The sequence below is a fragment of the Ornithinicoccus hortensis genome, from assembly GCF_006716185.1.
Classification (GTDB): Bacteria; Actinomycetota; Actinomycetes; order Actinomycetales; family Dermatophilaceae; genus Ornithinicoccus; species Ornithinicoccus hortensis.
The window spans coordinates 3,255,776-3,281,887 of the sequence record NZ_VFOP01000001.1 but is presented as its reverse complement, the minus strand read 5'-3'; the positions used below and the strand labels follow the sequence as shown (position 1 = coordinate 3,281,887).

The following is a 26,112-nucleotide window of genomic DNA, read 5'->3' as shown; positions in this document are numbered from 1 at the left end:
GGGGAGGACGTAGAATTCTCAAGTGCCTGACCAGCTGACCTACCTCGACCACGCCGCGACCACCCCGGTGCTCCCGGAGGTGATCGCGGCGGTCGCCGAGGAGATGGCGCGGCTGGGCAACCCGAGCTCGCTGCATACCACCGGCCGTGCCGCGCGCCGGGTCGTGGAGGAGTCGCGGGAGTCGATCGCCGAGCACCTCGGGTGCCGTCCCTCGGAGATCGTCTTCACCTCCGGCGGCACCGAGTCCGACAACGTGGCGATCAAGGGCACCTGGCTGGCCCGCACGACCGCCGACCCGCAGCGGACCAGGATCCTGGTCAGCGGCATCGAGCACCACGCCGTGCTGGACTCGGTGGAGTACCTGGTCAAGGGCCACGACGCCCAGGTCACCTTCCTGGAGCCCGGCACGGACGGTGTGGTGCAGCCCGACACGGTGCGCGCCGCCCTGGAGGCCGACCCGACCTCGGCGGCCCTGGTCAGCGTGATGTGGGCCAACAACGAGGTCGGGACGGTGCAGCCGGTCGCCGAGATCGGCGCGGTCGCCCGCGAGTTCGGGGTGCCCTTCCACACCGACGCGGTCCAGGCCTTGGGTCAGGTGCCGCTCGCCCTCGACGAGCACCCGGCCGACCTGGTCACCCTGACCGGTCACAAGATCGGCGGGCCGCTGGGGGTGGGCCTGCTGGTGGCCGGCCGGGACCAGCAGCCGGTGCCGCTGTCGCACGGCGGGGGGCAGGAGCGCCAGATCCGCAGCGGCACGCTGGACACGCCGGCGATCGCCGGTCTCGCGGTCGCGGTCCGGCACGCGGTCACCCACCAGGCGGAGCTGGCCACCCGGCTCGTCACGCTGCGGGACCGCCTCATCGAGGGCGCCCTCGCGCTCGACCCCAGCATCGAGGTGACCGGCGCGTGGACCCCGGGTGACGGCATACACCGCCTGCCGGCCAACGCCCACCTGCGCGTGCCGGGGTGCGACGGCGACTCCCTGCTCTACCTGCTCGACGCGGCCGGGGTGCAGTGCTCCACCGGGTCGGCCTGCCAGGCGGGCGTGCCGCAGCCCAGCCACGTGCTCCTGGCCATGGGCATCGACGAGGCGGACGCCCGCGGCGCCCTCCGACTGTCCCTGGGCCACACCTCGACCGAGGCCGACGTCGACGCCTTCCTGGCGGCGCTCCCGGCCGCCGTCGAGCGGGCCCGCCGGGCCCGGGCGGCCAGCACCGGACGGGCCGGCTGATGCGTGTCGTCGCGGCGATGAGCGGTGGCGTCGACTCCGCGGTCGCGGCCTCCCGGATGCTCGAGGCCGGCCACGAGGTCGTCGGGGTGCACCTGGCGCTGTCCCAGTCGGCGGCCACGCTGCGCGAGAGCGCCCGCGGCTGCTGCACCCTCGAGGATGCCGGCGACGCCCGCCGGGTCGCGGACAAGCTCGGCATCCCGTTCTACGTCTGGGACATGGCGCAGCGGTTCAAGGAGGACGTGGTCGAGGACTTCGTCGCCGAGTACGCCGCCGGGCGCACCCCCAACCCGTGCCTGCGCTGCAACGAGAAGATCAAGTTCGCCGCGCTGCTGGACAAGGCGCTTGCGCTGGGCTTCGACGCGGTCGCGACCGGCCACTACGCCCAGATCGTCGAGGTGCCCGACGCGTCGGCCGACGGCGGGGTGCGCCGCGAGCTGCACCGGGCGGTCGACCCGGCCAAGGACCAGTCCTACGTGCTCGGCGTGCTGGACGCCGACCAGCTGGCCAGGTCGTTCTTCCCGCTGGGCGACACCACGAAGGCGCAGATCCGCGCCGAGGCGGCCGAGCGCGGCTTCTCGGTCGCCAAGAAGCCGGACAGCCACGACATCTGCTTCATCGCCGACGGCAACACCCGCGGCTGGCTGGAGCAGCGGCTCGGCGAGCGGCCCGGCGACATCGTGGACACCGAGGGCACCGTGCTGGGGGAGCACCGGGGGTCCTTCGGCTACACCGTCGGCCAGCGCAAGGGGCTGGGGCTGCGGGTCCCCGCCCCCGACGGACAGCCCCGGTATGTCGTGGCGACCGAGCCCCGCTCCAACACCGTCGTCGTGGGCACCCGTGACCTGCTCGGGGTGGACGCGATCACCGGGGACCACGCCCGCTGGTGCGGTCCCGCGCCGGAGGGCATCGTCACGGTCGGGGCCCAGGTCCGGGCCCACGGCGAGGAGGTGCCTGCCACGGCCTGGGCCGACGGGGACGCCGTGCAGGTCCGTCTCGAGCGCCGGATCCAGGGGGTCGCGCCCGGCCAGTCGGTGGTGCTCTACGAGGGCACCCGGGTCGTCGGGTCGGCCACCATCGCCGAGGCGGGGAGGGCCTGAGCGCCCACCCGGCGGACGGCATACGGAATCCGGGGGAGTCGTCGGGGGGGTGGCATGCTGGGGGCCGACCAGAGCGAGGACCAATGACCGGGGAGGACCCGAGGTGACGGGGCAGCGATGGCTGGCGGAGGGACGGCGCGCCTACGCGGGGGTCTCGTTGGGGCTGGTCGTGATGGTGGGCTGGGCGCTGGCCCGCCCCGCCCTGCCGGAGGCCTGGCAGCCCAACGGGGTCGAGATGGCCCTGCTGGCGGTCGCCGCCTACCTGATGTCCTACCTGGCGGTGACCGTGCTGGTCTTCGCGCTGACGCCCACCCGCACCACCCTGTCGTGGGCGGCCCGCTCCGAACCGGGGACCTGGTTCCAGCACTTCGTGCTGGGGACCAAGCCGGGTGCGGGTGTGGCGACGATGGTGAGCGTCCTGGCGCTGATGGCCGCGGTGTTCTGGCTCCCGGAGGGTGACCCGGGGTCGACCCTCTCGCAGGGCGCCCGGGGGGTGCTGGCGGCCGCGCTGGTGGTGATGGCCTGGCTCACCGTCGCGCTGACCCACAGCGTGGCCTACCTGTGCGCGGACGCCCGGTCGGGGCACCGGATGCTGGCCTTCCCGGGGGAGGGGCCACGCTCCTGGACCGACTACCTGTACTTCTCCATCTCGCTCACGACGACGTTCGCCGCCTCCGACGTCCAGGTGCTGCACCCGAGGATGCGGCGTAGCGTGGCGGCCCACGGGGTGGTCGCCTTCGTGTTCAACACGGTGATCCTGGCCGCCGTGGTCAGCGTGCTGCTGCGGTAGCCGCGGTCGGGAGGATGAATCGGATGGATGCGGATGAGTTCGGATGAATGAGGAGCAGATCGCGGCGTTCTGGGCCGATGCCCGGATCCGGGGCGGGCTGAACCCGGCCCAGGCCTACGTCGGTGCCGGTATCCCGGACACGGTCCCGCCCCCGGCCTGGTCCTTCGGTGACGACCCGGCGCAGGCCGACGAGCTGCTGGCGCTGGTGCTGGCCGGCCGCAAGACGGCGACCGCCAGTGCCTACTGGGACTACCGGGAGCCCGCCCTGTCGGCGCGGGAGGACGAGGGCGGCGGTGAGGGGGCGGTCGCGGTCGCCACCAGGACCGACCTGGACGCCGTGCTGCCCGAGCCCGGGCTGCTGTCGATCATCCTCGATGGCGCCGGGACGCCCCGGGCGCTGGTCAGGACCACCGACGTGGCGGTGGTGCCGTTCCGCGAGGTCGGAGCCGAGCACGCCCGCCGCGAGGGGGAGGGCGATGGCTCGCTGGAGCACTGGCGTGCCACACACCGCGCGTTCTTTGCCGCGAACGCCCCCGAGGGCGAGACCTTCCACGAGGACATGTTGGTGGTGCTGGAGCGGTTCGTCGTGCTCGTCCCGGCCTCGGCGCGCCGGGCCGCCAAGCGCCACGGCCTCTGACCGGGACCCCGGCCCCGCGCGACCGGACGCTCCGTCTGGCGGTCCCACGGGGCGACCGGACGCATGAGCTGGCGGTTCCTACCCCCGACCGGACGCGTGAGCTGGCGGTCCCGGGGGGCGACCGGACGCTTGATGTGGCGGCGCGGCTCAGTCCGCCACTGCGGGGACCCGGTAGGTTCCGGGGCTCGGACGCTCCACCAACCCTGCCTCGACCAGGTACCGCCGCAACGTCGCCACGTCACCGTCGATCGGTCGCAGCCCGGCGTTGATCTCGGTCTCCGTCAGGTCCCGTCCCTTCGGGAGGGTGCTGGCGATCCACGTCAGGAACTGCAGCCGCAGATCTTTCTTCACCGGCATCGACACCAGGTCGCCGTGCTTGTTGAACAGCCGGGCGAGGTCAGGCGGTGGGGTCGGAAAGTCCATGGGTCCAGCATGCCCTCTGCATGCAGGTGTGTCCCGTCGACTTCACCCAGGTTGTCGGCAGGGCAGACCTTCCAGTCATGATCGTGATCGCCAGATGAGGCGTCCGGTGCCCCGGGAAAGCCGACAGCTCGCGCGTCCGGTCGGGGGTAGGGGCCGCCAGGTGAGGCGTCCGGTGGATGGTGGGGGGCGCCGTAGGCTGTGCGCCATGAGCGAGTTCACCCGACCGACCGCCGCCGAGGAGTATGCCGTGCGCCTGGCCACGCGTGAGCGCTCACCGGTGCTGCGGGTGGCCCACCGGGTGTGGGGGGTCGCCTCGACCCTGGTCAACGGGGCCGTGGGGGACGGGTTGCTGCCCTACCCGGAGACGGGCGAGATCCTGGTCACCGACCGGGACGACGTCACGGTGCTGCGGCTGCCGACCAGCCTCGACACGGTCGACGCGACGCTGGAGCAGCTGGAGACCGACCTGTCCGCCCTGTCGGCGGAGGAGTTCCTGGCCCAGTGGCTGGCGACGAACTGAGCGCCCGCGTCGGCGTGACCGGCATCGGGTCCTGGCCCGGCACGGACGTCGGCGAGGCGCTGCGCGCGGTCCGGGACCTGCTTGGCGAGGTCCCGCCCGAACTGGTGGGTCTGCCCTACCTGCCCGAGCTCCCCGCCCGGGGGCCGGGTGCGGACATGGTCGGGCGCAGCGCCGGGCTGCTCGTCGGCCTGGCGGTGGACCTGCAGCCCCAGGGGTGGCGCTTGGTGGACCACCCGGGCCTGGACGCCGAGCGGACCGCGAGCCTGTGGCGCCAGGACCTGGACGAGCTCGCCGAGGCCTACGACGGGTGGTCGGGGCCGCTGAAGCTGCAGGTCACCGGTCCGTGGACGCTGGCGACCGGGGTGTGGTTGCCCCGGGGCGACCGGGTCCTGTCCGATGCCGGCGCGACCCGCGACCTGGCGGAGTCGCTCGGCGAGGGCCTCCGCGAGCACCTGGCGTGGGTGCAGCGGCTGCTGCCGGGCGCGGAGCTGGTGCTGCAGATCGACGAGCCGTCGCTGCCCACGGTGCTGCTCGGCAGGGTCCGCTCGGAGTCCGGCTACCGCGTGCTGCCGGCTCCGGAGGCCGACCGGGTCGAGCACACCCTCCGGTCCGTCCTCGAGACCGCCCGCGACGCCGGCGCCACCTCGACCGTCGTCCACTGCTGCGGCGACCTGCCGCCGCTGGACCTGATGCGCCGGACCGGGGCGGATGCCGTGGCGGTCGACCTGGCCCGGCTGGGGGACCCCGGCTGGGACACCGTCGCCGAGGTCGTCGAGTCCGGGACCCGGCTGTGGGCCGGTGCGCTGCCTACGACCAATCGGCCGCCGGCATACGACCGGGTCGTCGACCGGCTGGCGAGCCGGTGGCACCGACTCGGGTTGCCCCCGCAGACGCTGACCCGGGTCACCGTGACCCCGGCCTGCGGACTCGCGGGCGCGACCCCGGCGGACGCCCGAGCCATCACCACCGCCAGCGTGGATGCGGCCCGGGCGCTGGCCGAACTGGCGGCGGGCTGAGCACGCACCCGCCGCCAGCCGGACCGGTCAGCCGTGGTCCACGGAGAGCGTGAACCCGGTCGCCTGCACGTGCACGAACGGCTCGTCCTCCGCGACGAAGGCGACGGTCAGCGCGTGGGGTGAGTTCGGGTCGAGCGTGCCGTAGTCGAACCCGGTCAGCTCGTACTGCACGACCCCCTCGGTCGGCAGCTCGGTCAGCAGGTCACCGACGAAGACGTCGCCGCCGTCGACGGTGGCGTTGACGGCCACGTTCTCGATGCCCTCCACGGTGGTCAGGCCGAACAGCGGCGCCTCGTCGGCGTTGATGAGCGTCGGGTCCTCGCCCGCCCCCGGGTTGAGCCAGGCAACGCGGTTCGCCCCGGTCGACACCTCGAACCGGTCCTGGTCCACGACCCACTCACCATCGTCGGTCGTGCGGGCCGCCCACGCGTAGGCGAACGGCTCGCCGTCCGCGTCGTTGCCCCACGCGGTGACGGCCTGGGCGCTGTTGTGCGTCTCCTCGTAGGCCGGGCGGGAGGTCCACTGCAGGTTCTCCGAGGAGGAGAGGTCCTCTATCATCTCGGGCATCCCCGCGGACTCGGTCAGTTCCGACGCCTCCACGAAGTAGGCCTCGGACTCCGCGCTCAGCATCCCGTAGGCGCCCTCCGCGTCCCCCGCGAGCAGCAGGTCGGTGTACTCCTGCACCAGGGCCTGGCCCTCACCGTCCCCCTCGGTGTCCCCGTCGTCGGCCCCCTCATCGTCCCCCGACGTGGCGGACACCGTCTCGGTCTCCGCCTCCGTCTCCTCGGCAGGTGGGGCCACGGTCTCGGTCACCGTCTCGGTGACCGTCTCCTCCGTGCCGTCCCCCTCGGTCGGCTCGTCCTGCACGTCACCCCCGTCGATGGCATCGGTCGGCGTGCTGCCCGACTCGGGTGCCTCGTCGCCGCAGGCGCTCAGGCCAACACCCAGCGCCGCGGCGAGGGTCATCCCCACCAGGGCTCGCGTGGTAGGTCGGTTGGTCATCGAGCGTGTCATCGAATCCCTCCTCATCGAGCGGGGCGGGAACGCCCCGCACCATGTGGGACGAGGTGGACCCGCGCCCACGTTGCACCCGACACGTGATCCTCGTCACACCGCCGGTATGCCGTGGCCGCCGCCTCTGTCGGTGCCGTGGTGGAGTATTGACCCGTGACCACGACCGTTCCCGACGAAGCCCGCCACGAGTGGGAGGACCTGGCCGAGCAGGTCCGGGGCCACCAGTTCGCCTACTACGTGAAGGACTCCCCGACGATCACCGACGGGGAGTTCGACACCCTGCTGCGGCGACTGGAGGCCCTCGAGGAGGACTGGCCCGAGCTGCGCACGCCGGAGTCACCGACCCAGCAGGTGGGCGGCACCTTCTCGACCGAGTTCACCGCGGTCGACCACCTCGAGCGGATGCTGAGCCTGGACAACGCCTTCTCGCCCGAGGAGCTCACCGCCTGGGCGGACCGGGTCGAGCGCGAGGTCGGCGGGGCGGAGGTGCACTACCTGTGCGAGCTCAAGATCGACGGTCTCGCGGTGAACCTGCTCTACGAGAAGGGCCGCCTGGTCCGGGCCGCCACCCGTGGCGACGGCCGCACCGGGGAGGACGTCACCCACAACGTCCGCACCATCGACGGCATCCCGCACCACCTGGTCCCGCCGCACGAGCAGGACGGCGGCGACGCCGTGCCGATCCCGGACGTCCTGGAGGTCCGCGGCGAGGTCTTCTTCCCGGTCGCCGCCTTCGAGGAGCTCAACGCCTCCCTGGTCGAGGCGGGCAAGGCACCGTTCGCCAACCCCCGCAACACGGCGGCCGGCTCGCTGCGGCAGAAGGACCCCCGGGTCACCGCCTCCCGCCGGCTGAAGATGCTGGTCCACGGCATCGGGGCGCGGACCGGGTTCGAGATGACCCGTCAGTCCGAGGCCTACCAGCTGCTGTCGGCCTGGGGGCTGCCGGTCTCCGAGCACGCCAAGGTGCTGGACGACATGGACCAGGTGCGCGAGTTCATCGACTACTTCGGCGAGCACCGGCACGACGCGGCCGAGCACGAGCTGGACGGCGTGGTCGTCAAGATCGACGAGGTCGCCGTGCAGCGCCGACTCGGCTCGACCTCGCGGGCGCCCCGGTGGGCGATCGCCTACAAGTACCCGCCCGAGGAGGTCACCACCAAGCTGCTCGACATCCGGGTCAACGTGGGGCGCACCGGGCGCGTCACCCCATACGGCGTGATGGAGCCGGTCAAGGTGGCCGGGTCCACCGTCGAGCAGGCGACCCTGCACAACGGCTTCGAGGTGGAGCGCAAGGGGGTGCTGATCGGCGACACGGTCGTGCTGCGCAAGGCCGGTGACGTCATCCCCGAGATCGTCGGGCCGGTCGTCGACCTGCGCGACGGCTCCGAGGTCGCCTTCCAGATGCCCACCCACTGCCCCAACTGCGGCACCGAGCTGCGCCCGGAGAAGGAGGGCGACAAGGACATCCGGTGCCCCAACTCCCGCACCTGTCCCGCCCAACTGCGGGAGCGGCTCTTCTCGCTGGCGGGGCGGGGCGCCTTCGACATCGAGGCGCTCGGCGGCGAGGGGGTCAACGCGCTGCTGGACGCCGGCGTGATCGCGGACGAGTCGACGCTGTTCTCCCTCACCGCGACCGACATCGCCCGGGTGCCGCTCTACACCCGCACGGCGAAGAAGACCGACCCGGAGGAGTCCGTGGTCGACGGCCGGGTGCTGTCGGCCAACGGGGCCAAGCTGGCCGAGAACCTCCAGCAGGCGAAGTCCCAGCCGCTGTGGCGGGTGCTCGTGGCACTGTCGATCCGGCACGTCGGTCCGACCGCTGCCCGGGCGCTGGCCACCGAGTTCGGCTCGATGCAGGCGGTCCGGGACGCCGACGTGGAGACGTTGGCGGCCACGGAGGGGGTCGGCGGGATCATCGCCGAGTCGGTGAAGGCCTGGTTCGAGGTCGACTGGCACCGCGAGATCGTCGAGCGTTGGGCGGCCGACGGCGTCCGGATGGAGGACGAGCGGGACGAGACGGTGGAGCGCACCCTGGCGGGGCTGACCGTCGTGGTCACCGGGTCCCTCGAGGGCTTCAGCCGGGACGAGTCCAAGGAGGCGATCGTCTCCCGCGGGGGCAAGGCCGCCGGCTCGGTCTCCAAGAAGACCGACTACGTCGTCGTGGGCGAGAACGCCGGCTCCAAGGCGGACAAGGCCGAGGAGCTGGGCGTGCCGATCCTCGACGAGGCCGGCTTCCGGCGGCTGTTGGAGACCGGCGCACCCGACTGACCCGCACCCGGGGGGAATCTCTTCGGCACCGGTTGGCGTTGTCCCCAGTTGGTGAGAGGGGAGAAGTCGGTGCAGGCACAGGCCGGTCCGGGCCAGGTGGACTATGTCCCCGACCCCGCACGCTGGCGGGTCCTGCTGGTGCTGCTCGCCGCGATCTTCATGTCGCTGATCTCGGTGAGCATCGTCAATGTCGCCCTCCCGGCGATCCAGGACGGCCTCGGTGCCACCGACTCCGGGCTGCAGTGGGTGCTGTCCGGCTACGCGCTGACCTTCGGCGTCGTGCTCGTGGCCGCCGGACGGGCGGGCGACGTGCTGGGACGCGGAGCCATCTTCCTGGTGGGCGTGGTGGTCTTCACCCTCTCCTCGGTCGCCGCCAGTTTCGCGCCGAGCGCCGAGTGGCTGGTCATCGCCCGCTTCGCCCAGGGGGTGGGCTCCGGGCTGCTGAACCCGCAGGGCGTGGGCATGATCCAGGAGTACTTCCGGGGAGCCGAGCGCGGCCGCGCCTTCGGCTACTTCGGCAGCACGGTGGGGGTCTCCGTGGCGATCGGGCCGGTGCTGGGCGGTCTACTCATCGACGCGGGAGGTCACGACCTGGGTTGGCGGCTCACCTTCCTGGTGAACGTGCCCATCGGGATTCTCACCGTTGTCCTGGCCCTGCTGTGGTTCCCCAAGCCGCTGATCCGGCGCAGCGCCGCGGCCGGGACGGTGCTGAGCACCCTGCGCTCGCTGGACCCGGTGGGATCCCTGCTATTGGGCGTGGCCGTCCTGGCGATCCTGTGGCCCTTCATGGAGGCGCGCTCCTCCGCGGTGACCTGGCTGTTGTTCCCGGCCGGGATCCTCCTGGTCGGTCTCTGGCTGGGCTGGGAGCGTCGGTTCAAGCGGCGCGGTGGCAGCCCGATGGTGGACCTGAGCATCTTCCGCACCCGCAGCTTTAGCAATGGCACCCTGATCGTCACGCTGTACTTCCTCGGCATGACCAGCATCTGGGTGCTCATCGCGCTCTACATGCAGCAGGGAGCCGGTCACTCCGCGCTCGAGGCCGGCATCGTGGGGCTGCCCTCGGCAGTGCTGTCCGCCCTGGCGGCGAACTGGGCCGGCAACCGGGTGCTGCGCCTCGGGCGCCGACTCGTCATTGCTGGGCTGTATCTCGCGCTGGCCGGGCTCGGCCTGAGTGCAGCCGTCGTCGTGCTCCACGACGCCGTGGGTCTGAGTGTCTGGTGGCTGCTGCTGACCCTGTCTCTGATCGGGGTCGCCCAGGGCACGGTGATCAGCCCGAACCAGACCCTCACCCTGGCCGAGGTGCCGCTGCAGTATGCCGGCAGCTCCGGGGCGATCATGCAGACCGGTCAGCGGATGGGGACCTCCATCGGGATCGCCGTGATCACCGCTGCGGTCTTCGCCTCGCTGCAGTCGACCAGCTGGTCCACGGCGACCGCGCTGGGCTTCGGTCTGATCGCCGGTGTCATCGCGGTGGCCCTGGCCGTGGCCTACAAGGACCTCTTCGACCGCCGCGGGGGCTCGACGCCCCACGCCTGAGGACGGTCTCAACCGTCCCGTGCCCGACCGTGAGGAGGGCGCCGCGTCGAGTCATCACACCATCGTGCGGCACGGCAGAGCGGGACGCGTCACCGCAGCCGCGGGATCATGGGGCCATGCGCTGGCTGTGGTTCCCGATGCTCGCCCTCTTCACCTACCTGGCGGGCGAGGCTGCCTGGGAGGGGCGGTGGGCACTGGCCGCCGTCTACGTCACGGTCGGCGGTGGCCTGTCCTACTGGCTCAGCCCGTGGCAGGGTGGGAGGAGCGTGCGACACGAGGAGGTCCAAGCCATGCCCGAGCAGGAGCGACAGGTGGTCATCTACTGGCGGCCGGGCTGCCCGTACTGCATGCAGCTGAAGTCCGCGCTCGACGGCCTGCGCGACAAGGCCCACTGGGTGAACATCTGGCAGGACGACGCGGCGGCTGAGTTCGTGCGCAGCGTAAACGACGGCAACGAGACCGTGCCGACCGTAGTAATCGACGGCGAGCCGCACACGAATCCCGACCCCGGCATGGTCCGTGCGCGACTGGACGCCATGGCATGACAGAGATCTCGACCCGACGCGTCTACGACGGGGCGCCTCCCGGTTGGCACGCGATCCTGGTGGACCGGCTCTGGCCCCGGGGCATCGCCAAGGAGGATCTGTCCGCCACCTGGATCAAGGAGGTCGGCCCCTCCACAGAGCTGCGCAAGTGGTTCGGCCACGACCCGGACAAGTTCGAGGAGTTTGCCGAGCGCTACCGCAAGGAGCTCGACGGCTCAGCCGCCTTCGAGGAGTTGCTCGAGGAGGCCCGCGGCAACAAGCGGGTAGCTCTGCTCTATAGCGCCAAGGACGAGGAACACAACCAGGCCGTGGTCCTGGCCGAGTTGCTGCGGGAGAAGTTGTGACGGCGCCGGCCTAGCAATGCTTCACGGTGGTGTTGTGGAGCGCCCAGGTTGATATAGCGTCCGGCCACCCGTCGTTGACGCTACGCATAGACGGGATATATATTTCAGTTATGCGTAGTAATGGTCCAGCGTTGCTCCCGGTCTTCCGGTCACAGCATCAGGCGGAGTTGCTGATGTGGCTCTACCTGCATCCCCACACCGAGTACGGCGTCAGCGACCTCGCCCAGCGGATCGGAGTGCCTCTGTCGACCCTGCACCGTGAGGTTGTACGACTCGACGAGGCGGGCCTCATCACCAGTCGCACGCTCGGGCGCAATCGTTTGGTCCGAGCCAACCTGGACCACCCAGCAGCCAAGCCACTTGCCCACCTCCTGGAGGTCACCTTTGGTCCTCGTGCAGTGATCGGCGAAGAGTTCGCGATCCCGGGCGCGGATCGGGTCGTCATCTTCGGGTCGTGGGCGGCTCGCCATGCCGGGGAGGTTGGCACGCCGCCTCGCGACATCGACGTGCTAGTAGTCGGCACGGTAGACCGTGCCGACGTGTACGAGGCGGCCGACCGGGCAGCCGAGCGGCTAGGCATCGAGGTGAACCCCGTCGTACGCTCTGTGCACCAGTGGGTCGAACCCAAGGATGCCCTCGTGAAGCAGATCAAGGCATCGCCTCACCTGACGGTGAGTAGCGTTGATGAGATGGCGGGCGCGTAATGGGCAGGTGGAGGGCCGGTGAGGCCGAGATCGAGAAACTCCTGGCTGACGGTGAGCTACAGCAACTCTCCGGAGAGGTAGCCAACGGCCAGCTGCTGCTCACCAAGGCATTGACCACGCTGGCGACAGCCAGGTCAGCGATCGAGAGTGACCCGGACTCCGCTTTTGTGCTCGCCTACGACGCCGCGCGTCAGGCACTCACGGGGCTCCTCGCCCAGCAGGGGCTGCGACCGACAACCAGGGGTGGCCACTACGCCGTCGAGCGGGCGGTTCGGGCTCAGTTCGGGCAGGGCTTTCGCCAGTTCGGTGCGCTCCGCCGGCGCCGCAACGAACTTGAGTACCCCGAACGCCCGGGCGATGACGCCGACGCGACAGAAGCAACTGAAGCTGTCGAGAAAGCTCACGCGATCGTCACCGCAGCCACAGGCCTGCTCGGAGAGCTCGGGTTCTTCTGAACTATGGATGAGGACTACTGAGACGAGTTGGGGGCGGGCAGCAGCCCGACTTCGTGGATCTGGTTGGTGAACGCGGCATGTGCGCGGTCGCCGTCGAGCGGCTCGACATCCACCACGATGCCGGTCTCGACGTCCAGGCTGACCCAGTAGGCCGTGGGATAGTCGGCTCCCTCGTTGGCGCTGTCTGGCCGTCCGCCGGGCCCGAACTCCAGCGCCTGACTCACCTCACCGAAGAGCAGGGGACAGCAGGAGCAGCGCGGGTCATAGCCGTCACCGGCATCCTCCGCCGACTCCGGCAGCGCCCGCACCGTGGCCGTCCACGTGGTCCGGCCGAGTCGGTCGCGGGTGTGCACCTCGCTGACCTCGACCCCGTGGGACAGCTCCACCGGGTCGAGCATCGCCACCCAGCGGTAGTTCTCCCACATCGGGTCGTCGTAGTCCGCCTCGAACGGACGCTCCAGGACCAGCCCGTCGGGTCGGCGCAACGGCTCGAACTCCTGCGGTGGCCGGATCGGCGGGTTGCTGGACTCATCCGGCGGTGCGAGACCCGGCTCCGCTCCCCACCGGGGGAGACGGCGCAGCGGCCCGGGCAGCAACCGCTGGATCCCGGTGGGCGGCTCCTCGAAATACAGCACCGACCGCGAGTAGGGCACGCCCGTCTCGACGTGCCGCTCGCCCTGGTCCAGGACCTCCAGGTGCCCTGGTCGCCGCAGCCACGCCTCGACCGGGTCGGCACCCTCGGCCCGGTGCGTGAAGTGCAGGCTGCCGAACCGCCAGGGCGAGGAGCGCGCGAGGGCCCGGAAGTCGTCCGGTCCGGGGACGGGGAGGGGTGAGCTGCTCGGCATACGGCCGATCCTGCCAGCGGAGGGGCCTGTGGACGAGTGGTTTCAGCAGCCCGCGCGGGGGAACCTAGACTGGCCCCATGTCCGCACTGTCCCGCGACGATGTCGCGCATGTCGCCATGCTGGCCCGCATCCAGCTCACCGACGAGGAGCTGGACCGGTTGGCCGGTCAGCTCGACCAGATCGTCGGCTGGGTCGGCCAGATCAACGAGGTCGCCGCGGCCGACGTGCCGCCGATGAGCCACCCGTTGCCGCTGACCAATGTGACCCGCCCGGACGAGGTCCGCCCGAGCCTGACCGCCGAGCAGGCGCTCTCCGGCGCCCCCGTGGCCGAGGAGCAGCGTTTCGGCGTCCCGCGGATCCTGGACGAGGAGTGAGGACGAGCATGACGAACCCGACCGACCTCACCCGGCTCACCGCCGCGAAGATGGCCGACGGCCTGGCCGCCGGCGAGTTCAACTCCGAGCAGCTGACCCAGGCCCACCTGGACCGGATCGCCCGGCTCAACCCGACCCTGAACGCCTTCCTCCTGGTCGACGCCGAGGGCGCCCTGGCGACCGCCCGGGACATCGACGCCCGCCGGGCCGCCGGGGAGCAGTTGCACCGCCTGGCCGGGGTGCCGGTGGCGGTGAAGGACATCGCCTGCACCGAGGGCCTGCCGACGACCGCCGGGTCGCGCACCCTGCAGGGCTGGGTCCCGCCCTACGACGCCACGATCGTGACCCGGCTGCGCGAGGCGGGCCTGCCCATCCTGGGCAAGACCAACATGGACGAGTTCGCGATGGGCAGCTCGACCGAGCACTCGGCATACGGCCCCACCCGCAACCCGTGGGACACCGACCGGATCCCCGGCGGTTCCGGTGGTGGCAGCTCCGCCGCGGTCGCGGCCTTCCTGGCCCCGCTGGCGATCGGCTCGGACACCGGCGGCTCGATCCGCCAGCCCGCGGCCGTGACCGGCACCGTCGGCGCCAAGCCGACCTACGGCGGCGTCTCCCGCTACGGGATCATCGCGCTGGCCTCCAGCCTGGACCAGATCGGGCCGTGCGCGCGCACCGTCGAGGACGCCGCGCTGCTGCACGAGGTGATCGGCGGGCACGACCCGATGGACTCCACAAGCATCGAGGCGCCCGTCCCGGCCGTCCTCGAGGCCAGCGCCACGCGGGACCTCGCCGGCACCCGGGTCGGCATCGTCACCGAGCTGACCGGGGAGGGCTACCAGGCCGGGGTGCAGGCCCGCTTCGACGAGGCCGTCGAACTGCTCCGCGCCCGCGGCGCGGAGATCGTCGAGGTCTCCTGCCCGCACTTCCGCTATGCGATGGCGGCCTACTACCTGATCCTGCCGTCGGAGGCGAGTTCCAACCTGGCCCGCTACGACGCGATGCGTTACGGCCTGCGGGTCGGGCCGGACGACGTGGCCAGCCCCAGCGCCGAGCAGGTCATGGCGGCCAGCCGCGACGCCGGCTTCGGCGACGAGGTCAAGCGCCGGATCATCCTGGGCACCTACGCGCTGTCCTCGGGCTACTACGACGCCTACTACGGCCAGGCGCAGAAGGTCCGCACGCTGATCGCCCGCGACTTCGAGGCGGCCTTCGAGCAGGCCGACGTGCTGATCAGCCCGACCGCGCCGACCACGGCGTTCAAGATCGGGGACAAGACCGAGGACCCGATGGCGATGTACCTCAACGACATCGCCACGATCCCGGCGAACCTGGCCGGGATCCCCGGCCTGTCCCTGCCCAGCGGGGTGGCCGACGAGGACGGGCTGCCGGTCGGCCTGCAGGTCCTCGCCCCGGCGACCCAGGACCAGCGGATGTATGCCGTGGGTGCCGCCCTGGAGGCGGCGCTCGTGGAGCAGTGGGGTGGGCCGGTCCTGGACCGGGCGCCCGAGGTCGAGGCGACGGAGGTGTCCGCGTGAGCACGCAGACGGCAGAGGCAGTGGTCGGCTACGACGAGGCGCTGACCCGGTACGACCCGGTGCTGGGCCTGGAGGTCCACGTCGAGCTGAACACCGCGACCAAGATGTTCTGCGGGTGCGCCACCGGGTTCGGCGCCGAGCCGAACACACAGACCTGCCCGGTGTGCCTGGGCCTGCCCGGTGCGCTGCCGGTGGTCAACGCCACGGCGGTCGAGTCCGCGATCCGGATCGGGCTGGCGCTGAACTGCCAGATCGCCGAGTGGTGCCGGTTCGCCCGGAAGAACTACTTCTACCCGGACATGCCGAAGAACTTCCAGACCAGCCAGTACGACGAACCGATCGCGTTCGACGGCTACCTGGACGTGGAGCTGTCCGACGGCGAGGTGTTCCGCGTCGAGATCGAGCGCGCGCACATGGAGGAGGACACCGGCAAGTCCACCCACGTGGGCGGCGCCACGGGCCGCATCCACGGGGCGGAGTACTCCCTGGTCGACTTCAACCGGGCCGGGATCCCGCTGATCGAGATCGTCACCAAGCCGATCACCGGGGCGGGGGAGCGGGCGCCGGAGGTGGCCAAGGCATACGTCGGCGCGCTGCGCGACCTGCTCAAGGCGCTGGCCGTCTCCGAGGTGAAGATGGAGCAGGGCAACGTGCGCTGCGACGCCAACGTCTCGCTGCGGTCCCGCGCCGGGGACGACCCCACGTCGGCCGAGCAGGCGCAGGTGCCGCTGGGCACCCGCACCGAGACCAAGAACGTCAACTCGTTGCGCTCGGTCGAGCGGGCGGTCCGCTACGAGATCTGCCGGCACGCGGCCGTGCTCGACGGTGGCGGCTCGATCCTGCAGGAGACCCGGCACTGGCACGAGGACACCGGGGTGACCACCTCGGGCCGGCCCAAGTCCGACGCCGACGACTACCGCTACTTCCCCGAGCCCGACCTGGTGCCGGTCGCCCCGACCCGGGAGCGGGTCGAGGAGCTGCGGGCGACCCTGCCGGAGCCGCCCGCCGAGCGGCGCCGCCGGTTGCAGGCCGACTGGGGCTACAGCGACCTGGAGATGCGCGACGTGCTCAACGCCGGTGCCGTCGAGGTCATCGAGGAGACCGTCGCCGCCGGCGCGACGCCGGCCGCCGCCCGCAAGTGGTGGACCGGCGAGCTGGCCCGCCGCGCCAACGCCGAGGGGGCCGAGGTCACCGAGCTCGGCGTCACGCCGGCGCACATCGCCGAGCTGGACGGCCTGGTCCGCGACGGACGGCTCAACGACTCGATGGCCCGCCAGGTCCTCGAGGGCGTGCTCGCCGGGGAGGGCGGACCCACCGAGGTCGCCGACGCCCGCGGGCTGGAGCTGGTCCAGGACGACGGCGCGCTGGAGGTCGCCGTCGACAAGGTGATCGAGGCCAACCCCGACGTCGTGGAGAAGATCCGCGGCGGCAAGGTGCAGGCTGCCGGTGCCCTCATCGGCCAGGTGATGAAGGAGATGCGCGGCCAGGCCGACGCCGCGAAGGTCCGGGAGCTGATCCTGGGCCGCCTCACCTGACCCGTGCCGCGAGCAATGGAGGACATCTGGCCGCTGGTGCACGCCGAGCGGGCGGCGCTGATCGGGGACCTGGAAGGTCTCACCGACGAGCAGTGGCAGCAGCCGTCCCTGGCGGACGGCTGGACGGTGCACGACGTGGCCGCCCACCTGGTCGACAACGCGCACGCCACCGGCCGCTACCTGCTCCTGGCGATGGCCCGGGCCTGGTTCGACTTCGACCGGCAGAACGACCAGGGCGTCGCCCGGCACCGGGGGGCCACCCCGCGGGAGACCCTGGACCGGCTGCGCGCCGTGGCGGGCAGCACCGCCGCGCCGCCGAGGTGGCTCACCGCGCTGCCCAGCCGGTTGGTCGAGGAGGTGGCGCACGGCGAGGACATCCGGCGGCCGCTGGGCCTGACCCGCAACTACCCGGAGGCGGTGCTGGAGGCGGCACTGTTCCACCAGCTGGGTACCCCGCAGGCCATCGGCGGCGGCAAGCACCTGCGCTCCCTGGTGACGCTCACCGCCACCGATGCCGACCTCGTCCTCGGGCAGGGGCCGGTCGTGACCGGCCCGCTGCTCTCGCTGGTCCTGGTCGCGACCGGCCGTCACGTCGCCGTGGACGACCTGTCCGGGCCCGGGGTGCCACTCCTGTCGCGGGCCGGGTGAATCGGTCCTATCGTCGGTGCCCATGGCACCCGCAGGCAGACTGCTCACGAGCGCCGCGGTGGCGCTGGGGCTCCTCGTGGCCGGCTGTTCGGGGGACGACGCACCGTCCTGCGCGGTGACCGAACCCGTCGCGGCCGCGGACCTGCCCGAGGTGCTCCGCGGGTCCGGCGAGGCCTGGACAGGGCGGGACGGGCTGTGGACCACGGTCCCCGGTGCGGAGCAGTTCATCACCGATGACGGTCCGCCGCGGCTGAAGCACGCCTGGGTCACCCTCGACGAGGACGGGCAGCCGACGCAGGAGCGGGGGGACCCCGGGGTGGGAGCCGAGGGACTGGACGGGCAGGGTGCCGCGGCGGCCTCCCACGGCGGATACGCGCACACCGACGAGCTGTCCTGGTGGCCGACGGTCGTGGAGTTCCCCGCGTCCGGGTGCTGGTCGGAGACGGGCGTCGTCGACGGGGTCGAGGTGCGCGTGGTCTACCGGGTGCCGTGAGGGTGCTGCCGAAACGGGCTGATGGACAGTAGCCTCCCTCCATGCACGACGCACGCGGCACCCTGACCAGCGAGGCGTGGCTGCCCGCGCTGGAGGAGGAACGGGTCGACGTGCTCGGTCGGTTGCTGGACGCCGACCTGGCCCGGCTGGGGGTGCGCCCGGCCGCGCGGGCGCTGCTGCGGGAACTGATCGAGGGCGTGTGGTGGAGCCGGAGCGAGGGGGACGGGGACCGCCCCGAGGTGGTGGCCGTCGTCGGGGAGGTGATCCCGGTGGTGGCCGGCGACCCGGTGGAGCCGTTCCTGGCCCTCTACATCCGGGTGGTCTGCGAGGCCGCCTGGGACCTGACCTGGGACCACGGTCCGTTGCTCGAGGTGCTGGCCGCGGCCGAGGACGCCTGGGCCGCCACCCCGCCGGACCCGGGCTCGGAGGCGGCGGCCGCAGTGCGGGCGATGCTGGCGCTGCGGGTCGACCTGACGCTGGAGTCCGCCTGCAGCACCGGTGATCTGCGCACGACCGTCCGGGCGGCGCAGGCCGCCGGGGACCTGCTCGCCGGGGACGTCGCGGCCGCCGGGCAGGGCGCCGACTCGCCCCTGCGGCGGCACATCGTCGACCTGCTCTCCGGGCAGGCCGTCTACGCCGACGCCGTGGACGCGGGGGCGCGGGCCGCGGCCGACTTCCTCGACGGCACCGGCGACACGCTGGAGGAGGCGCTGGAGACCCTCGAGGCCGCGGAGGCCGACGTCGACGACGCGGCCGCCCGCAGCGAGATCCGGGCCCACCGGGTCGCGGTGGAGCGGCTCGTGGCGGCCCGGGACGAGGACTGGCTGCGGGTCGACGAGGGTGCGGTGGTGGCGACCTTCCCGTTCGGCCTGCGGCACGCCGACCAGGCCGCGGTCGTGGCGACGGTGCAGAAGCACGCCGCCGACTGGAGCCTGGGCTCGGTGCCGCTGGCCAACCACCCCACCAGCCTGCTCCTGGTCGACGACGTCTGGCGCGGCGACGACCCGCTGAAGCGTCGGTACGAGGGCACCCAGCTCGACCTCCCGGACCTGCTCCTGGTGGGGCGCGAGGGCGAGCCGGTGCGGGCGCGGGCCACCATCACGATCTCCCAGCTCGGCAACCACTACGTGCGGGTGGAGCTGCCGCTGGAGGGGGCGCGACCGCATACCCTGGCCTCCCTGGTGTGGATGGCGGCGCCGGAGTACGGCGACCTGCACGAGGTCGACCAGCGGCTCGTCTTCGCCCCGCCGGACCAGGACGACGAGGCGGAGCCGCCGGCCACCGGCGGCTGGGTGCGCCTGAGCGCGATGGTCCAGAAGGTGCTGACGGACCTGGTCGCCGAGCTCGAGCGGTCCGGTATGCCGACCGTCTCGCTGAGCTTCCGCCCCGGCATGTACCACGTGGTCACCACCATCGGGGAGGCCTCGGTCCTGCCGGGCGGCCGGGAGGAGGGGGCCGTGGCCCTGGATGCCGCCGGCCGGATCCCGCTGCTGTTCGGCAGCCAGTCCGTCTGCCACCCGATCCCCGCCGGCGTCGGGTCGATCGCGTTCTGGGCCCGCTACAGCGCCCCGCTGGGCACGGTGGTGGACTGCGCCGGCCTCACCGACGAGTACCTCCTGGTCAGCGAGAACCACACGCTCATCGCCTCGTTCAGCTCCCCGGACTACATGGTCTCCACCGTGGGGCAGGCCGCCGAGTTCGCCGCGAGTATCGAGGGGATGTTCGCCGCGTGGCAGGACGAGTTGAGCGCCTTCTACCTCGGGCTGACCCCGCACCTGCGCGACCTGGAGACGGACGCCGAGGTCGACCTCGAGAAGACGCTGGCCGCGCTGGAGCACAGCCAGCTGCGGCTGCGCCAGTTCCTCACCTCCGCGCGGGTCACCCTGCTGTTCATCGCCTCCCCGGCCCTGGTGACCTCGCCGGTGATGCGCGACACGATCACCCGCTTCCTGGACCTGCGGCTGGTGTGGACCCGCCGGGCCGACTTCACCGACGTGGCCGGGCAGGCGCTCGCAGACCGGGTGACCGACCTGATCGAGACCTGGCTGCGCCGCCGGGAGGAGGACCGGGCACGCCGCGAGGAGGACCAGGCCCGCCGAAACCAGCTGCGGATCGACACGATGATCGCCGTGCTCACCGGCATCGGGATCTCCGGCGTGCTGGCCATGGTGCAGACCGGCTTCGCCGTGGAGGAGTGGGGCTCGGTGGTGCTGGTGATCATGGTGCTCGCGCTGGCGGCGTTGGTCGGCTACGCCAGCTACCGCTGGTCCCGCCGCACGCTCACCCCGAAGGAGGACCCGTGACCGGCCTCCCGCCCGACCACCCGACCCGCGAGGTCACCGATCCCGAGGGGCTCGCGCAGGTGTATGCCGCGCTGCTGGTCCCGTCCTTCCCGCCCTCCGAGCTCGTCCCGCCGGAGTGGCTGACCGAGGGTGTCGCCTCGGGGCGGGTGGCCGTGCTGGTGGCCGAGGACGCGTCCGGCCCCGTGGCCACCTCCGTCAGCGAGCAACTCGGCGAGGGGGTGGTGCTGCTGACCTACTTCGCCACCCGGGCCGACATGCGCGGGCGCGGCATCGGGTCCGCGCTGTTCACCCGGATGCTGCACGACGTGCGCGCACGGGACCGGCCGACCCTGGTGGTCGCCGAGGTGGAACGGCCGGATCGGCATACCGGCTCGGAGGCCTTCGGCGACCCCGCCGCCCGGTTGCGGTTCTACGGGAGGCACGGGGCGCGGGTGCTGGACCTGCCCTACTTCCAGCCCGCGATCGACGAGGCCGCCGACCCGGTGCACGGCATGCTCCTGCTCGCACTGTGGGCGGACCCGCGGGTCGAGGTGACGGCGCAGGACGGGGGAGTCTCCGTGCCCGGGCCGGGACTGGTCGCGACCGCGCTCGGCTCGATCCTGGAGGACGAGACGGTCCCGTCGCCCGAGGGCGCGGTGCTGCGGGCCGCCGCTGGGGTCCCGCTGGTCCGGTTGTATGCCGTGGAGGACTACCCGCGGGTGGCGCCCTCGCGGTGAGCGCCGGCCGAGCACGAGGGGGCGCTAGGGGAGCGACAGGTGCAGCATCCGGTCGTCGTCCTCCGCGGGCGCACCCCGGAAGGTGTTGTTCGTCAGCACCCAGAGGCCGTCGGGCCCGGCGACGACGCTGCGCAGCCGCCCGTACTCCCCGGCGAGCAGCCGCTCCGGGTCGCCGACCTCCCCGTCGGCCCCGAGCGGCACCCGCCACAGCGACTCCCCGCGGAGCGCGGCCAGGTAGAGCGCGCCGTCGCCGCCGTGGGCCAGGCCCGACGGGGAGGCCTCGGAGGTGGCCCAGGTCAGCACGGGGTCGACGAACTCCGGTGCGCCGCCGGGGCCCTCCACCTCGGGCCAGCCGTAGTTGCCGCCGGCCTCGATCAGGTTGAGCTCGTCGAGCGCGTCCTGCCCGAACTCGCTGGCCCACAGCCGGTCCTGTCCGTCCCAGGCGAGGCCCTGCACGTTGCGGTGGCCCATCGAGTAGACCGGCGACGCCGGGGCCGGGTTGTCCGGCGCGGGCGAGCCGTCGCCCGCATCGACCCGCAGGATCTTGCCGGCCAGGGACCCGGGGTCCTGGGCGAGCGCGCCGTCGGAGGCGTCGCCGGTGCTGATGTAGAGGTAGCCGTCCGGGCCGAACTCGATCCGCCCACCGTTGTGGTTGCCGGCCCTCGGGATGCCGGTGACCAGCTCGGTCACGACCGGCTCACCGCCCTCCGCGCCGGCCCGCAGGTCGAGCCGCACCACCCGGTTGTCCTCCGCCGTGGTCAGGTAGGCGAGCAGCGTGTCCCCTCCGCCGCCCGGCGGGACCGCCAACCCGAGCAGCCCGCCCTCCCCGCCGGCCCGCACCCCCGGGACCGTCACCAGCGGCGACGGGTCCTGCCCCGGCGGCACACGCCATACGGTGGCGGTGTCCCGTTCCCCGACCAGGGCGGTGCCGTCCTCCAGCAGCACCAGGCCCCAGGGCACGTCGAGGCCGGTAGCCAGCACGGTCGGGCCCGCACCGCTCGTGGGCCGCGGGTCGGCGGGGCGGCCCGGCCCGGGATCCGCGGAGCAGGCCGTCAGGGCGAGCACCAGCGACGGCAGGACGAGGTATGCCGTCGGGCGGCGGGGCGGGGCCATCGGGGCACCCCCTCGTGGGTCGGGTCGCTGCGGCTAGCGTAGGCGGCGTGAGTGTGATCAGCGTGCCGCCGGAGATCGCCGACCTCGTGGGGGAGGTCCCCGGTGCCGACATCGTCACCTGGGACATGCAGGCGCCCGCGCCCCGCGAGGACATCGAGGTGATGGTGGTGCCCCCGTGGAACTCGCCGCGGGTCCGGGAACTGGCCGACCACCCGAAGCTGCGGGGCGTGGTGCTCTCCTCCGCCGGCTATGACCACATGGTCCGGTTCCTGCCGCCGGGGGTGACCCTGTCCAACGCCGTGGGCGTGCACGACACCGCCACCGCCGAGCTGGCCCTCGCCCTGGCGCTCGCGGCCCAGCGGGACCTGCCGACGTTCGTCCGGGCCCAGGCGGACCGGACCTGGCTGCCGCAGGCGGTGAACCGGTCGCTGGCCGACGCGCGGGTGCTGCTGCTCGGGTACGGCGGCGTGGGGCGCACGATCACCCGCCGGATGCTGGCCTGCGAGGCGCCGGTCACCGCGGTGGCCAGCCGCGCCCGGGCCGGGGACGACCTCGTCGACGTCGTGCACGGCATCGAGGAGCTGGACGCCCTGCTCCCGGAGGCCGACGTCCTCGTGCTGGCCCTGCCGCTGTCCGACCGGACCCGCGGGCTGCTCGACGGGCGCCGGCTGGGCCTGCTGCCCGACGACGCCCTGGTCCTCAACGTCGGGCGGGGCCCCCTGGTGGACACCGACGCGCTGGTCGCCGAGTGTTCGGCCGGCCGGCTGCGGGCGGCGCTGGACGTCACCGACCCCGAGCCGCTCCCCGAGGACCACCCGCTGTGGTCGCTGCCGAACGTGCTGATCAGCCCGCACCGCGGTGGGGCGAGCACCGCCTTCCCGGCGCGGCACGCGGCCTACGTCCGGGGGCTGATCGAGCGGTATGTCGAGACCGGTCGGCTGGACAACGTGGTCGCCGTCGGTCCCGGGGAGGGGGACGGGCAGTGACCAGGACGTTGGTGCTGGTCCGGCACGCCAGGACCGAGCAGGGCAACGCCGGGGGCGACCACGCGCGAGAGCTGCTGCCCGAGGGGCGGCGCGAGGCGGCCGCGGCCGGCAGGTGGCTGGTGCAGGAGGTCGGTGCCCCGGGGCTGGCGCTGGTCTCCTCGGCGGTCCGGGCCGGTCAGACCTGGGCCGGGATGGCCGACGCCGGTGGTCTGGGTGAGGTCGAGGTGTGGTCGGACCGGCGGCTCTACAACGCCGAGCCGTGGGTGCTCCTGGAGGCCGTCCGGGAGGTCCCCGAGGCCGTCTCCACCGTCGTGCTGGTCGCCCACTCCCCGGGTGTCCCGGCGCTGGCCGCCGGCCTGGCCGACGAGGAGGCCTCGGACGGGGCCGCCTTCACCAGGCTGCGGCAGGGCTTCGGCACGAGCACCTGCGCCGTCCTGGAGCACGAGGGCGACTGGGCCGACCTGGGTGAGGGGTCCGCCCGCCTGCTGACCGTCGCGTCGCCCCGAGCGCAGGAGTAGCTCCCGCCCGGCGGGCGGCGCAATCCGGTAGCGGCCAGAGGCCCGCAGGTGCCACGCTGGGACATGGCCGGCTCGAGCTGGGACCTGGTCCCCCCGGACGGGGACGAGGCTGCGACGCTGATCGGGTTCCTGGAGCGGAACCGGGCCAACCTGCGTGCCCGCTGCGAGGGCCTCGATGCCGCGCAGCTGGCCCGGACCCTCCCGCCCTCGACGATGACCCTGGGCGGGCTGCTCAAACACCTCGCGGTCGTGGAGTCGGGGTGGCTCTCCGAGCACTTCGAGGACGGGCCGCTCGTGCCGCCGTTCGACACGGCCCCGTGGGAGGAGGACACCGACTGGGAGTGGCACAGCGCGGCTGACGACACCCCGGAGGAGCTGTTCGAGGTGTTCGACCGCTCGGTCGGGCAGTCCCGCCGGATCGTGGCGCGGGCCTTGTCCGCCGACGGTCCGGCCGGGCAGAGCGGCCTGGACGCCCGGGCCGCCCGCACGGTCCACGACCAGGAGCGGGTCACGCTGCGCTGGATCCTGGTGCACCTCATCGAGGAGTACGCCCAGCACAACGGGCACGCCGACCTGCTCCGGGAGTCGATCGACGGCCGGACCGGGCCGGGGGAGAGGTGACTGGTCCGCGGGAGGTAACCTCACGGCATACGAGCAGCGTCGCCGGACCAGGAGGCACCATGAGCACCCAGAGCACCCCCCAGAGCGCGGACCCGCAGTTCCGGGTCGACGAGCGCCCGGACCGTGCGTCCGGGGAGCGGGTGGCGCAGGTGCTGGCCAAGCCGGCCTTCGGCGCGGTGTTCACCGACCACATGGCGCTGGTCGACTGGAGCCGGGCCGGTGGGTGGGTTGACCCGCGGATCGTGGCCTACGGGCCGCTGCAGCTGGACCCGTCCGCCGCCGTCTTCCACTACGGCCAGGAGATCTTCGAGGGGATGAAGGCCTACCGGCACGCCGACGGCTCCGTGTGGACCTTCCGGCCGGACCAGAACGCGGCGCGGTTCAACCGGTCGGCGGCCCGGCTCGCGCTGCCGCAGCTGCCGGAGGAGCTGTTCGTGGAGGCGATCCGCTCGCTCGTCACGGTGGACCAGGCGTGGGTGCCCGGTGCCGACCAGGGTGAGGCCAGCCTCTACCTGCGTCCCTACATGATCGCGACCGAGCCGGCGCTCGGCGTGCGGCCGAGCAACCAGGCGATCTTCGGCGTCATCGCCTCGCCGGCGGGGGAGTACTTCCCCGGGGGGCTGAAGCCGGTGAGCATCTGGCTGTCCGAGGACTACGTGCGCGCCGCCCCGGGCGGGACCGGTGGCGCCAAGTGCGGCGGCAACTACGCGGCCTCGCTGGCCCCGATGGCCGAGGGCCTGGAGCAGGGCTGTGACCAGGTGGCCTTCCTCGACGCGATCGAGCAGAAGTGGGTCGAGGAACTGGGCGGGATGAACCTGTTCTTCGTCTACCGGGACGGCTCGATCGTCACCCCCGAGCTGACCGGGACCATCCTGGAGGGCGTGACCCGGGGCTCGCTGATCGAGCTGGCCAAGGAGCGCGGCCACGACGTGATCGAGCGCAAGTACTCCATCGACGAGTGGCGCGACGGCGCGGCCTCCGGTGACCTGGTCGAGGTCTTCGCCTGCGGCACCGCCGCCGTCATCACCCCCGTCGGCACGCTGAAGTGGCGCGGTGGCGAGGTCGCGGTCGGCGACGGTGAGTCCGTCGGCGAGGTCGCCGCCGACCTGCGCCGCACCCTGCTGGACATCCAGTACGGCCGCGCCGACGACACCCGCGGCTGGGTGCACCGCCTCGTCTGACCCGAGGGCCCTCACCCCTCTCCACCCCCGACCGGACGCGTGGTCTGGCGGTCTCCACCCATGACCGGACGTGTGGTCTGGCGGTCCCCGCCCGAGGCTCGGGTCAGGGCAAGCCTCGCTAAGGCGAGCTCAGGGACCGGGTGACTCCGGGTCGGTGAGTTCCACCGTGAGGCCGTCGGGGTCCCGCACGACGAACGACCAGTAGCCGACCCAGAATGGTTCCGGCCGCAGCCTGTGGACTCCGGCAACCTTCACCCGGTTCACGGCGGAGCGGAATCCCGAGGGTGACAGGGCGATCGAGATCGACCGGACACGCTCAGTTTGGGGCGCCTCTGGCAGTTGGCCGTGACCCCACCCTGGCTGGAACGCCCAGGTGTCGGGTCGGTCGAGGGCGTCGACTCGCTGGAACGAGACCTGGACGCAGTCGTGCCGGAAGGCGATGTCACCCGGCTCGTCCCAGATCTGGGTGAGTCCCAAGAACTCGCCGTAGAACTGCCGCGTGGCGGAGACATCGGTGCAGTACTCGTAGCTGAACCAGGTGGCCATGTCTCGACGCTAGCGCCGACCGTCAGGGGCTGCGAGGTGGGCCGAGGACCCGCGTATCCCGGAACAGGGCAGGAGGTCGGGTCGCCAGGCCGGGCGTCTGGTGGGGTGGTGGGGC

28 protein-coding genes are annotated in these 26,112 nt (G+C 72.6%); 23 read left to right on the top strand and 5 right to left on the bottom strand.

Annotation, left to right across the window (positions count from 1 at the left end; all coding sequences use genetic code 11):
- Nucleotides 1–22: 22 nt before the first annotated feature.
- From FB467_RS15370 to FB467_RS15355, 4 genes are all read left to right on the top strand, one after another.
- Nucleotides 23–1,231: a cysteine desulfurase family protein gene (locus tag FB467_RS15370; RefSeq protein ID WP_141785877.1), complete on the top strand. Its 1,209-nt coding sequence runs from the start codon at nucleotides 23–25 to the stop codon at nucleotides 1,229–1,231.
- A complete protein-coding gene (gene mnmA, locus FB467_RS15365) occupies nucleotides 1,231–2,328 on the top strand; it encodes a tRNA 2-thiouridine(34) synthase MnmA (protein ID WP_141785876.1) in 1,098 nt (365 codons plus the stop codon). The genes FB467_RS15370 and mnmA overlap by 1 nt, the downstream gene beginning before the upstream one ends.
- A gap of 103 nt (nucleotides 2,329–2,431) precedes the next feature.
- Nucleotides 2,432–3,118 carry a DUF1345 domain-containing protein gene (locus FB467_RS15360; RefSeq protein ID WP_141785875.1) on the top strand — a complete coding sequence of 229 codons (687 nt, stop codon included), beginning with the start codon at nucleotides 2,432–2,434 and terminating at the stop codon, nucleotides 3,116–3,118.
- A 43-nt stretch (nucleotides 3,119–3,161) separates the two neighbouring features.
- Nucleotides 3,162–3,755, top strand: a complete 594-nt coding sequence (locus tag FB467_RS15355) for an ASCH domain-containing protein (protein WP_141785874.1) — start codon at nucleotides 3,162–3,164, stop codon at nucleotides 3,753–3,755.
- A gap of 147 nt (nucleotides 3,756–3,902) precedes the next feature.
- Here FB467_RS15355 and FB467_RS15350 read toward each other — a convergent pair whose 3' ends face one another.
- Nucleotides 3,903–4,178 carry a DUF2087 domain-containing protein gene (locus tag FB467_RS15350; protein WP_141785873.1) on the bottom strand — a complete coding sequence of 92 codons (276 nt, stop codon included), beginning with the start codon at nucleotides 4,176–4,178 and terminating at the stop codon, nucleotides 3,903–3,905.
- 205 nt (nucleotides 4,179–4,383) lie between these two features.
- Between FB467_RS15350 and FB467_RS15345 the strand changes: the two genes are divergently transcribed.
- Both FB467_RS15345 and FB467_RS15340 read left to right on the top strand, forming a co-directional pair.
- On the top strand, nucleotides 4,384–4,698 hold the full coding sequence (locus FB467_RS15345) for a hypothetical protein (RefSeq protein WP_141785872.1): 315 nt from the start codon (nucleotides 4,384–4,386) through the stop codon (nucleotides 4,696–4,698).
- Nucleotides 4,680–5,714 carry a uroporphyrinogen decarboxylase/cobalamine-independent methonine synthase family protein gene (locus FB467_RS15340; RefSeq protein ID WP_228393438.1) on the top strand — a complete coding sequence of 345 codons (1,035 nt, stop codon included), beginning with the start codon at nucleotides 4,680–4,682 and terminating at the stop codon, nucleotides 5,712–5,714. The genes FB467_RS15345 and FB467_RS15340 overlap by 19 nt, the downstream gene beginning before the upstream one ends.
- Nucleotides 5,715–5,741: 27 nt before the next feature.
- On the opposite strand, the gene FB467_RS18580 is transcribed toward FB467_RS15340, so the two are convergent.
- On the bottom strand, nucleotides 5,742–6,716 hold the full coding sequence (locus tag FB467_RS18580) for a hypothetical protein (protein ID WP_153390376.1): 975 nt from the start codon (nucleotides 6,714–6,716) through the stop codon (nucleotides 5,742–5,744).
- 165 nt (nucleotides 6,717–6,881) lie between these two features.
- Here FB467_RS18580 and ligA point away from each other — a divergent pair, with 165 nt between their 5' ends.
- The 6 genes from ligA to FB467_RS15305 all read left to right on the top strand — a co-directional run bounded on the left by ligA (nucleotide 6,882) and on the right by FB467_RS15305 (nucleotide 12,580).
- The gene (gene ligA / locus FB467_RS15330) at nucleotides 6,882–8,996 is read left to right on the top strand and encodes an NAD-dependent DNA ligase LigA (RefSeq protein WP_141785871.1); all 2,115 of its coding nucleotides are present in this window, start codon (nucleotides 6,882–6,884) and stop codon (nucleotides 8,994–8,996) included.
- Between the two features lie 51 nt (nucleotides 8,997–9,047).
- A complete protein-coding gene (locus FB467_RS15325; RefSeq protein WP_228393439.1) occupies nucleotides 9,048–10,532 on the top strand; it encodes an MFS transporter in 1,485 nt (494 codons plus the stop codon).
- 116 nt (nucleotides 10,533–10,648) lie between these two features.
- On the top strand, nucleotides 10,649–11,077 hold the full coding sequence (locus FB467_RS19415; protein WP_280525446.1) for a glutaredoxin family protein: 429 nt from the start codon (nucleotides 10,649–10,651) through the stop codon (nucleotides 11,075–11,077).
- Nucleotides 11,074–11,421 carry a DUF488 domain-containing protein gene (locus FB467_RS15315; protein WP_141785870.1) on the top strand — a complete coding sequence of 116 codons (348 nt, stop codon included), beginning with the start codon at nucleotides 11,074–11,076 and terminating at the stop codon, nucleotides 11,419–11,421. The genes FB467_RS19415 and FB467_RS15315 overlap by 4 nt, the downstream gene beginning before the upstream one ends.
- A gap of 173 nt (nucleotides 11,422–11,594) precedes the next feature.
- Nucleotides 11,595–12,125, top strand: a complete 531-nt coding sequence (locus FB467_RS15310; protein WP_211350622.1) for a winged helix-turn-helix domain-containing protein — start codon at nucleotides 11,595–11,597, stop codon at nucleotides 12,123–12,125.
- Complete coding sequence (locus FB467_RS15305; protein ID WP_141785868.1) at nucleotides 12,125–12,580, top strand: HEPN domain-containing protein; 456 nt, start codon at nucleotides 12,125–12,127, stop codon at nucleotides 12,578–12,580. Before FB467_RS15310 ends, FB467_RS15305 begins: the two co-directional genes overlap by 1 nt.
- 14 nt (nucleotides 12,581–12,594) lie before the next feature.
- Here FB467_RS15305 and FB467_RS15300 read toward each other — a convergent pair whose 3' ends face one another.
- The gene (locus tag FB467_RS15300) at nucleotides 12,595–13,425 is read right to left on the bottom strand and encodes a hypothetical protein (protein WP_141785867.1); all 831 of its coding nucleotides are present in this window, start codon (nucleotides 13,423–13,425) and stop codon (nucleotides 12,595–12,597) included.
- A 77-nt stretch (nucleotides 13,426–13,502) separates the two neighbouring features.
- On the opposite strand from FB467_RS15300, the gene gatC reads away from it, so the two are divergent.
- The 7 genes from gatC to FB467_RS15265 are packed head-to-tail and all read left to right on the top strand — an operon-like array spanning nucleotide 13,503 to nucleotide 21,032.
- Nucleotides 13,503–13,799 carry an Asp-tRNA(Asn)/Glu-tRNA(Gln) amidotransferase subunit GatC gene (gatC, locus tag FB467_RS15295; protein ID WP_141785866.1) on the top strand — a complete coding sequence of 99 codons (297 nt, stop codon included), beginning with the start codon at nucleotides 13,503–13,505 and terminating at the stop codon, nucleotides 13,797–13,799.
- An 8-nt stretch (nucleotides 13,800–13,807) separates the two neighbouring features.
- Nucleotides 13,808–15,337, top strand: a complete 1,530-nt coding sequence (gene gatA, locus FB467_RS15290; RefSeq protein WP_141785865.1) for an Asp-tRNA(Asn)/Glu-tRNA(Gln) amidotransferase subunit GatA — start codon at nucleotides 13,808–13,810, stop codon at nucleotides 15,335–15,337.
- Nucleotides 15,334–16,872 (top strand): Asp-tRNA(Asn)/Glu-tRNA(Gln) amidotransferase subunit GatB, encoded by a 1,539-nt coding sequence (gatB, locus tag FB467_RS15285; protein ID WP_141785864.1) that lies wholly within the window; start codon nucleotides 15,334–15,336, stop codon nucleotides 16,870–16,872. Before gatA ends, gatB begins: the two co-directional genes overlap by 4 nt.
- Nucleotides 16,873–16,875: 3 nt before the next feature.
- Nucleotides 16,876–17,520, top strand: a complete 645-nt coding sequence (locus tag FB467_RS15280; RefSeq protein WP_228393440.1) for a maleylpyruvate isomerase family mycothiol-dependent enzyme — start codon at nucleotides 16,876–16,878, stop codon at nucleotides 17,518–17,520.
- Between the two features lie 22 nt (nucleotides 17,521–17,542).
- Nucleotides 17,543–18,013, top strand: coding sequence for a hypothetical protein (locus FB467_RS15275; protein WP_141785863.1), 471 nt, complete (start codon nucleotides 17,543–17,545; stop codon nucleotides 18,011–18,013).
- A 41-nt stretch (nucleotides 18,014–18,054) separates the two neighbouring features.
- Nucleotides 18,055–20,316: a hypothetical protein gene (locus FB467_RS15270; protein ID WP_141785862.1), complete on the top strand. Its 2,262-nt coding sequence runs from the start codon at nucleotides 18,055–18,057 to the stop codon at nucleotides 20,314–20,316.
- Nucleotides 20,313–21,032 (top strand): GNAT family N-acetyltransferase, encoded by a 720-nt coding sequence (locus tag FB467_RS15265; RefSeq protein WP_141785861.1) that lies wholly within the window; start codon nucleotides 20,313–20,315, stop codon nucleotides 21,030–21,032. The genes FB467_RS15270 and FB467_RS15265 overlap by 4 nt, the downstream gene beginning before the upstream one ends.
- Nucleotides 21,033–21,056: 24 nt before the next feature.
- Here FB467_RS15265 and FB467_RS15260 read toward each other — a convergent pair whose 3' ends face one another.
- Complete coding sequence (locus FB467_RS15260; RefSeq protein ID WP_141785860.1) at nucleotides 21,057–22,145, bottom strand: PQQ-dependent sugar dehydrogenase; 1,089 nt, start codon at nucleotides 22,143–22,145, stop codon at nucleotides 21,057–21,059.
- Nucleotides 22,146–22,192: 47 nt separating this feature from the next.
- Here FB467_RS15260 and FB467_RS15255 point away from each other — a divergent pair, with 47 nt between their 5' ends.
- The 4 genes from FB467_RS15255 to FB467_RS15240 all read left to right on the top strand — a co-directional run bounded on the left by FB467_RS15255 (nucleotide 22,193) and on the right by FB467_RS15240 (nucleotide 25,451).
- Entirely contained in the window at nucleotides 22,193–23,131 is a 939-nt protein-coding gene (locus tag FB467_RS15255; RefSeq protein WP_170230779.1) for an NAD(P)-dependent oxidoreductase, read from the top strand.
- On the top strand, nucleotides 23,128–23,649 hold the full coding sequence (locus FB467_RS15250; protein WP_170230777.1) for a SixA phosphatase family protein: 522 nt from the start codon (nucleotides 23,128–23,130) through the stop codon (nucleotides 23,647–23,649). Before FB467_RS15255 ends, FB467_RS15250 begins: the two co-directional genes overlap by 4 nt.
- A gap of 63 nt (nucleotides 23,650–23,712) precedes the next feature.
- Complete coding sequence (locus FB467_RS15245) at nucleotides 23,713–24,270, top strand: DinB family protein (protein WP_141785857.1); 558 nt, start codon at nucleotides 23,713–23,715, stop codon at nucleotides 24,268–24,270.
- A 59-nt stretch (nucleotides 24,271–24,329) separates the two neighbouring features.
- On the top strand, nucleotides 24,330–25,451 hold the full coding sequence (locus FB467_RS15240) for a branched-chain amino acid aminotransferase (RefSeq protein ID WP_141785856.1): 1,122 nt from the start codon (nucleotides 24,330–24,332) through the stop codon (nucleotides 25,449–25,451).
- A 129-nt stretch (nucleotides 25,452–25,580) separates the two neighbouring features.
- Here the strand turns inward: FB467_RS15240 and FB467_RS15235 are convergent, their stop codons facing one another.
- On the bottom strand, nucleotides 25,581–25,997 hold the full coding sequence (locus FB467_RS15235; protein WP_141785855.1) for a VOC family protein: 417 nt from the start codon (nucleotides 25,995–25,997) through the stop codon (nucleotides 25,581–25,583).
- Nucleotides 25,998–26,112: the final 115 nt, after the last annotated feature.

Excerpts from the sequence above, each read along its gene's own strand:
- gatA (WP_141785865.1), top strand. The coding sequence starts at position 13,808 with ATGACGAACCCGACCGACCTCACCCGGCTCACCGCCGCGAAGATGGCC.
- mnmA (WP_141785876.1), top strand. The coding sequence starts at position 1,231 with ATGCGTGTCGTCGCGGCGATGAGCGGTGGCGTCGACTCCGCGGTCGCG.
- FB467_RS15240 (WP_141785856.1), top strand. The coding sequence starts at position 24,330 with ATGAGCACCCAGAGCACCCCCCAGAGCGCGGACCCGCAGTTCCGGGTC.
- FB467_RS15355 (WP_141785874.1), top strand. The coding sequence starts at position 3,162 with ATGAATGAGGAGCAGATCGCGGCGTTCTGGGCCGATGCCCGGATCCGG.
- FB467_RS15245 (WP_141785857.1), top strand. The coding sequence starts at position 23,713 with ATGGCCGGCTCGAGCTGGGACCTGGTCCCCCCGGACGGGGACGAGGCT.
- FB467_RS15235 (WP_141785855.1), bottom strand. The coding sequence starts at position 25,997 with ATGGCCACCTGGTTCAGCTACGAGTACTGCACCGATGTCTCCGCCACG.
- FB467_RS15275 (WP_141785863.1), top strand. The coding sequence starts at position 17,543 with ATGGCACCCGCAGGCAGACTGCTCACGAGCGCCGCGGTGGCGCTGGGG.
- FB467_RS19415 (WP_280525446.1), top strand. The coding sequence starts at position 10,649 with ATGCGCTGGCTGTGGTTCCCGATGCTCGCCCTCTTCACCTACCTGGCG.
- FB467_RS18580 (WP_153390376.1), bottom strand. The coding sequence starts at position 6,716 with ATGACCAACCGACCTACCACGCGAGCCCTGGTGGGGATGACCCTCGCC.
- FB467_RS15305 (WP_141785868.1), top strand. The coding sequence starts at position 12,125 with ATGGGCAGGTGGAGGGCCGGTGAGGCCGAGATCGAGAAACTCCTGGCT.
- FB467_RS15260 (WP_141785860.1), bottom strand. The coding sequence starts at position 22,145 with ATGGCCCCGCCCCGCCGCCCGACGGCATACCTCGTCCTGCCGTCGCTG.
- FB467_RS15310 (WP_211350622.1), top strand. The coding sequence starts at position 11,595 with ATGTGGCTCTACCTGCATCCCCACACCGAGTACGGCGTCAGCGACCTC.
- FB467_RS15345 (WP_141785872.1), top strand. The coding sequence starts at position 4,384 with ATGAGCGAGTTCACCCGACCGACCGCCGCCGAGGAGTATGCCGTGCGC.
- FB467_RS15300 (WP_141785867.1), bottom strand. The coding sequence starts at position 13,425 with ATGCCGAGCAGCTCACCCCTCCCCGTCCCCGGACCGGACGACTTCCGG.
- FB467_RS15350 (WP_141785873.1), bottom strand. The coding sequence starts at position 4,178 with ATGGACTTTCCGACCCCACCGCCTGACCTCGCCCGGCTGTTCAACAAG.
- gatC (WP_141785866.1), top strand. The coding sequence starts at position 13,503 with ATGTCCGCACTGTCCCGCGACGATGTCGCGCATGTCGCCATGCTGGCC.
- FB467_RS15270 (WP_141785862.1), top strand. The coding sequence starts at position 18,055 with ATGCACGACGCACGCGGCACCCTGACCAGCGAGGCGTGGCTGCCCGCG.
- FB467_RS15315 (WP_141785870.1), top strand. The coding sequence starts at position 11,074 with ATGACAGAGATCTCGACCCGACGCGTCTACGACGGGGCGCCTCCCGGT.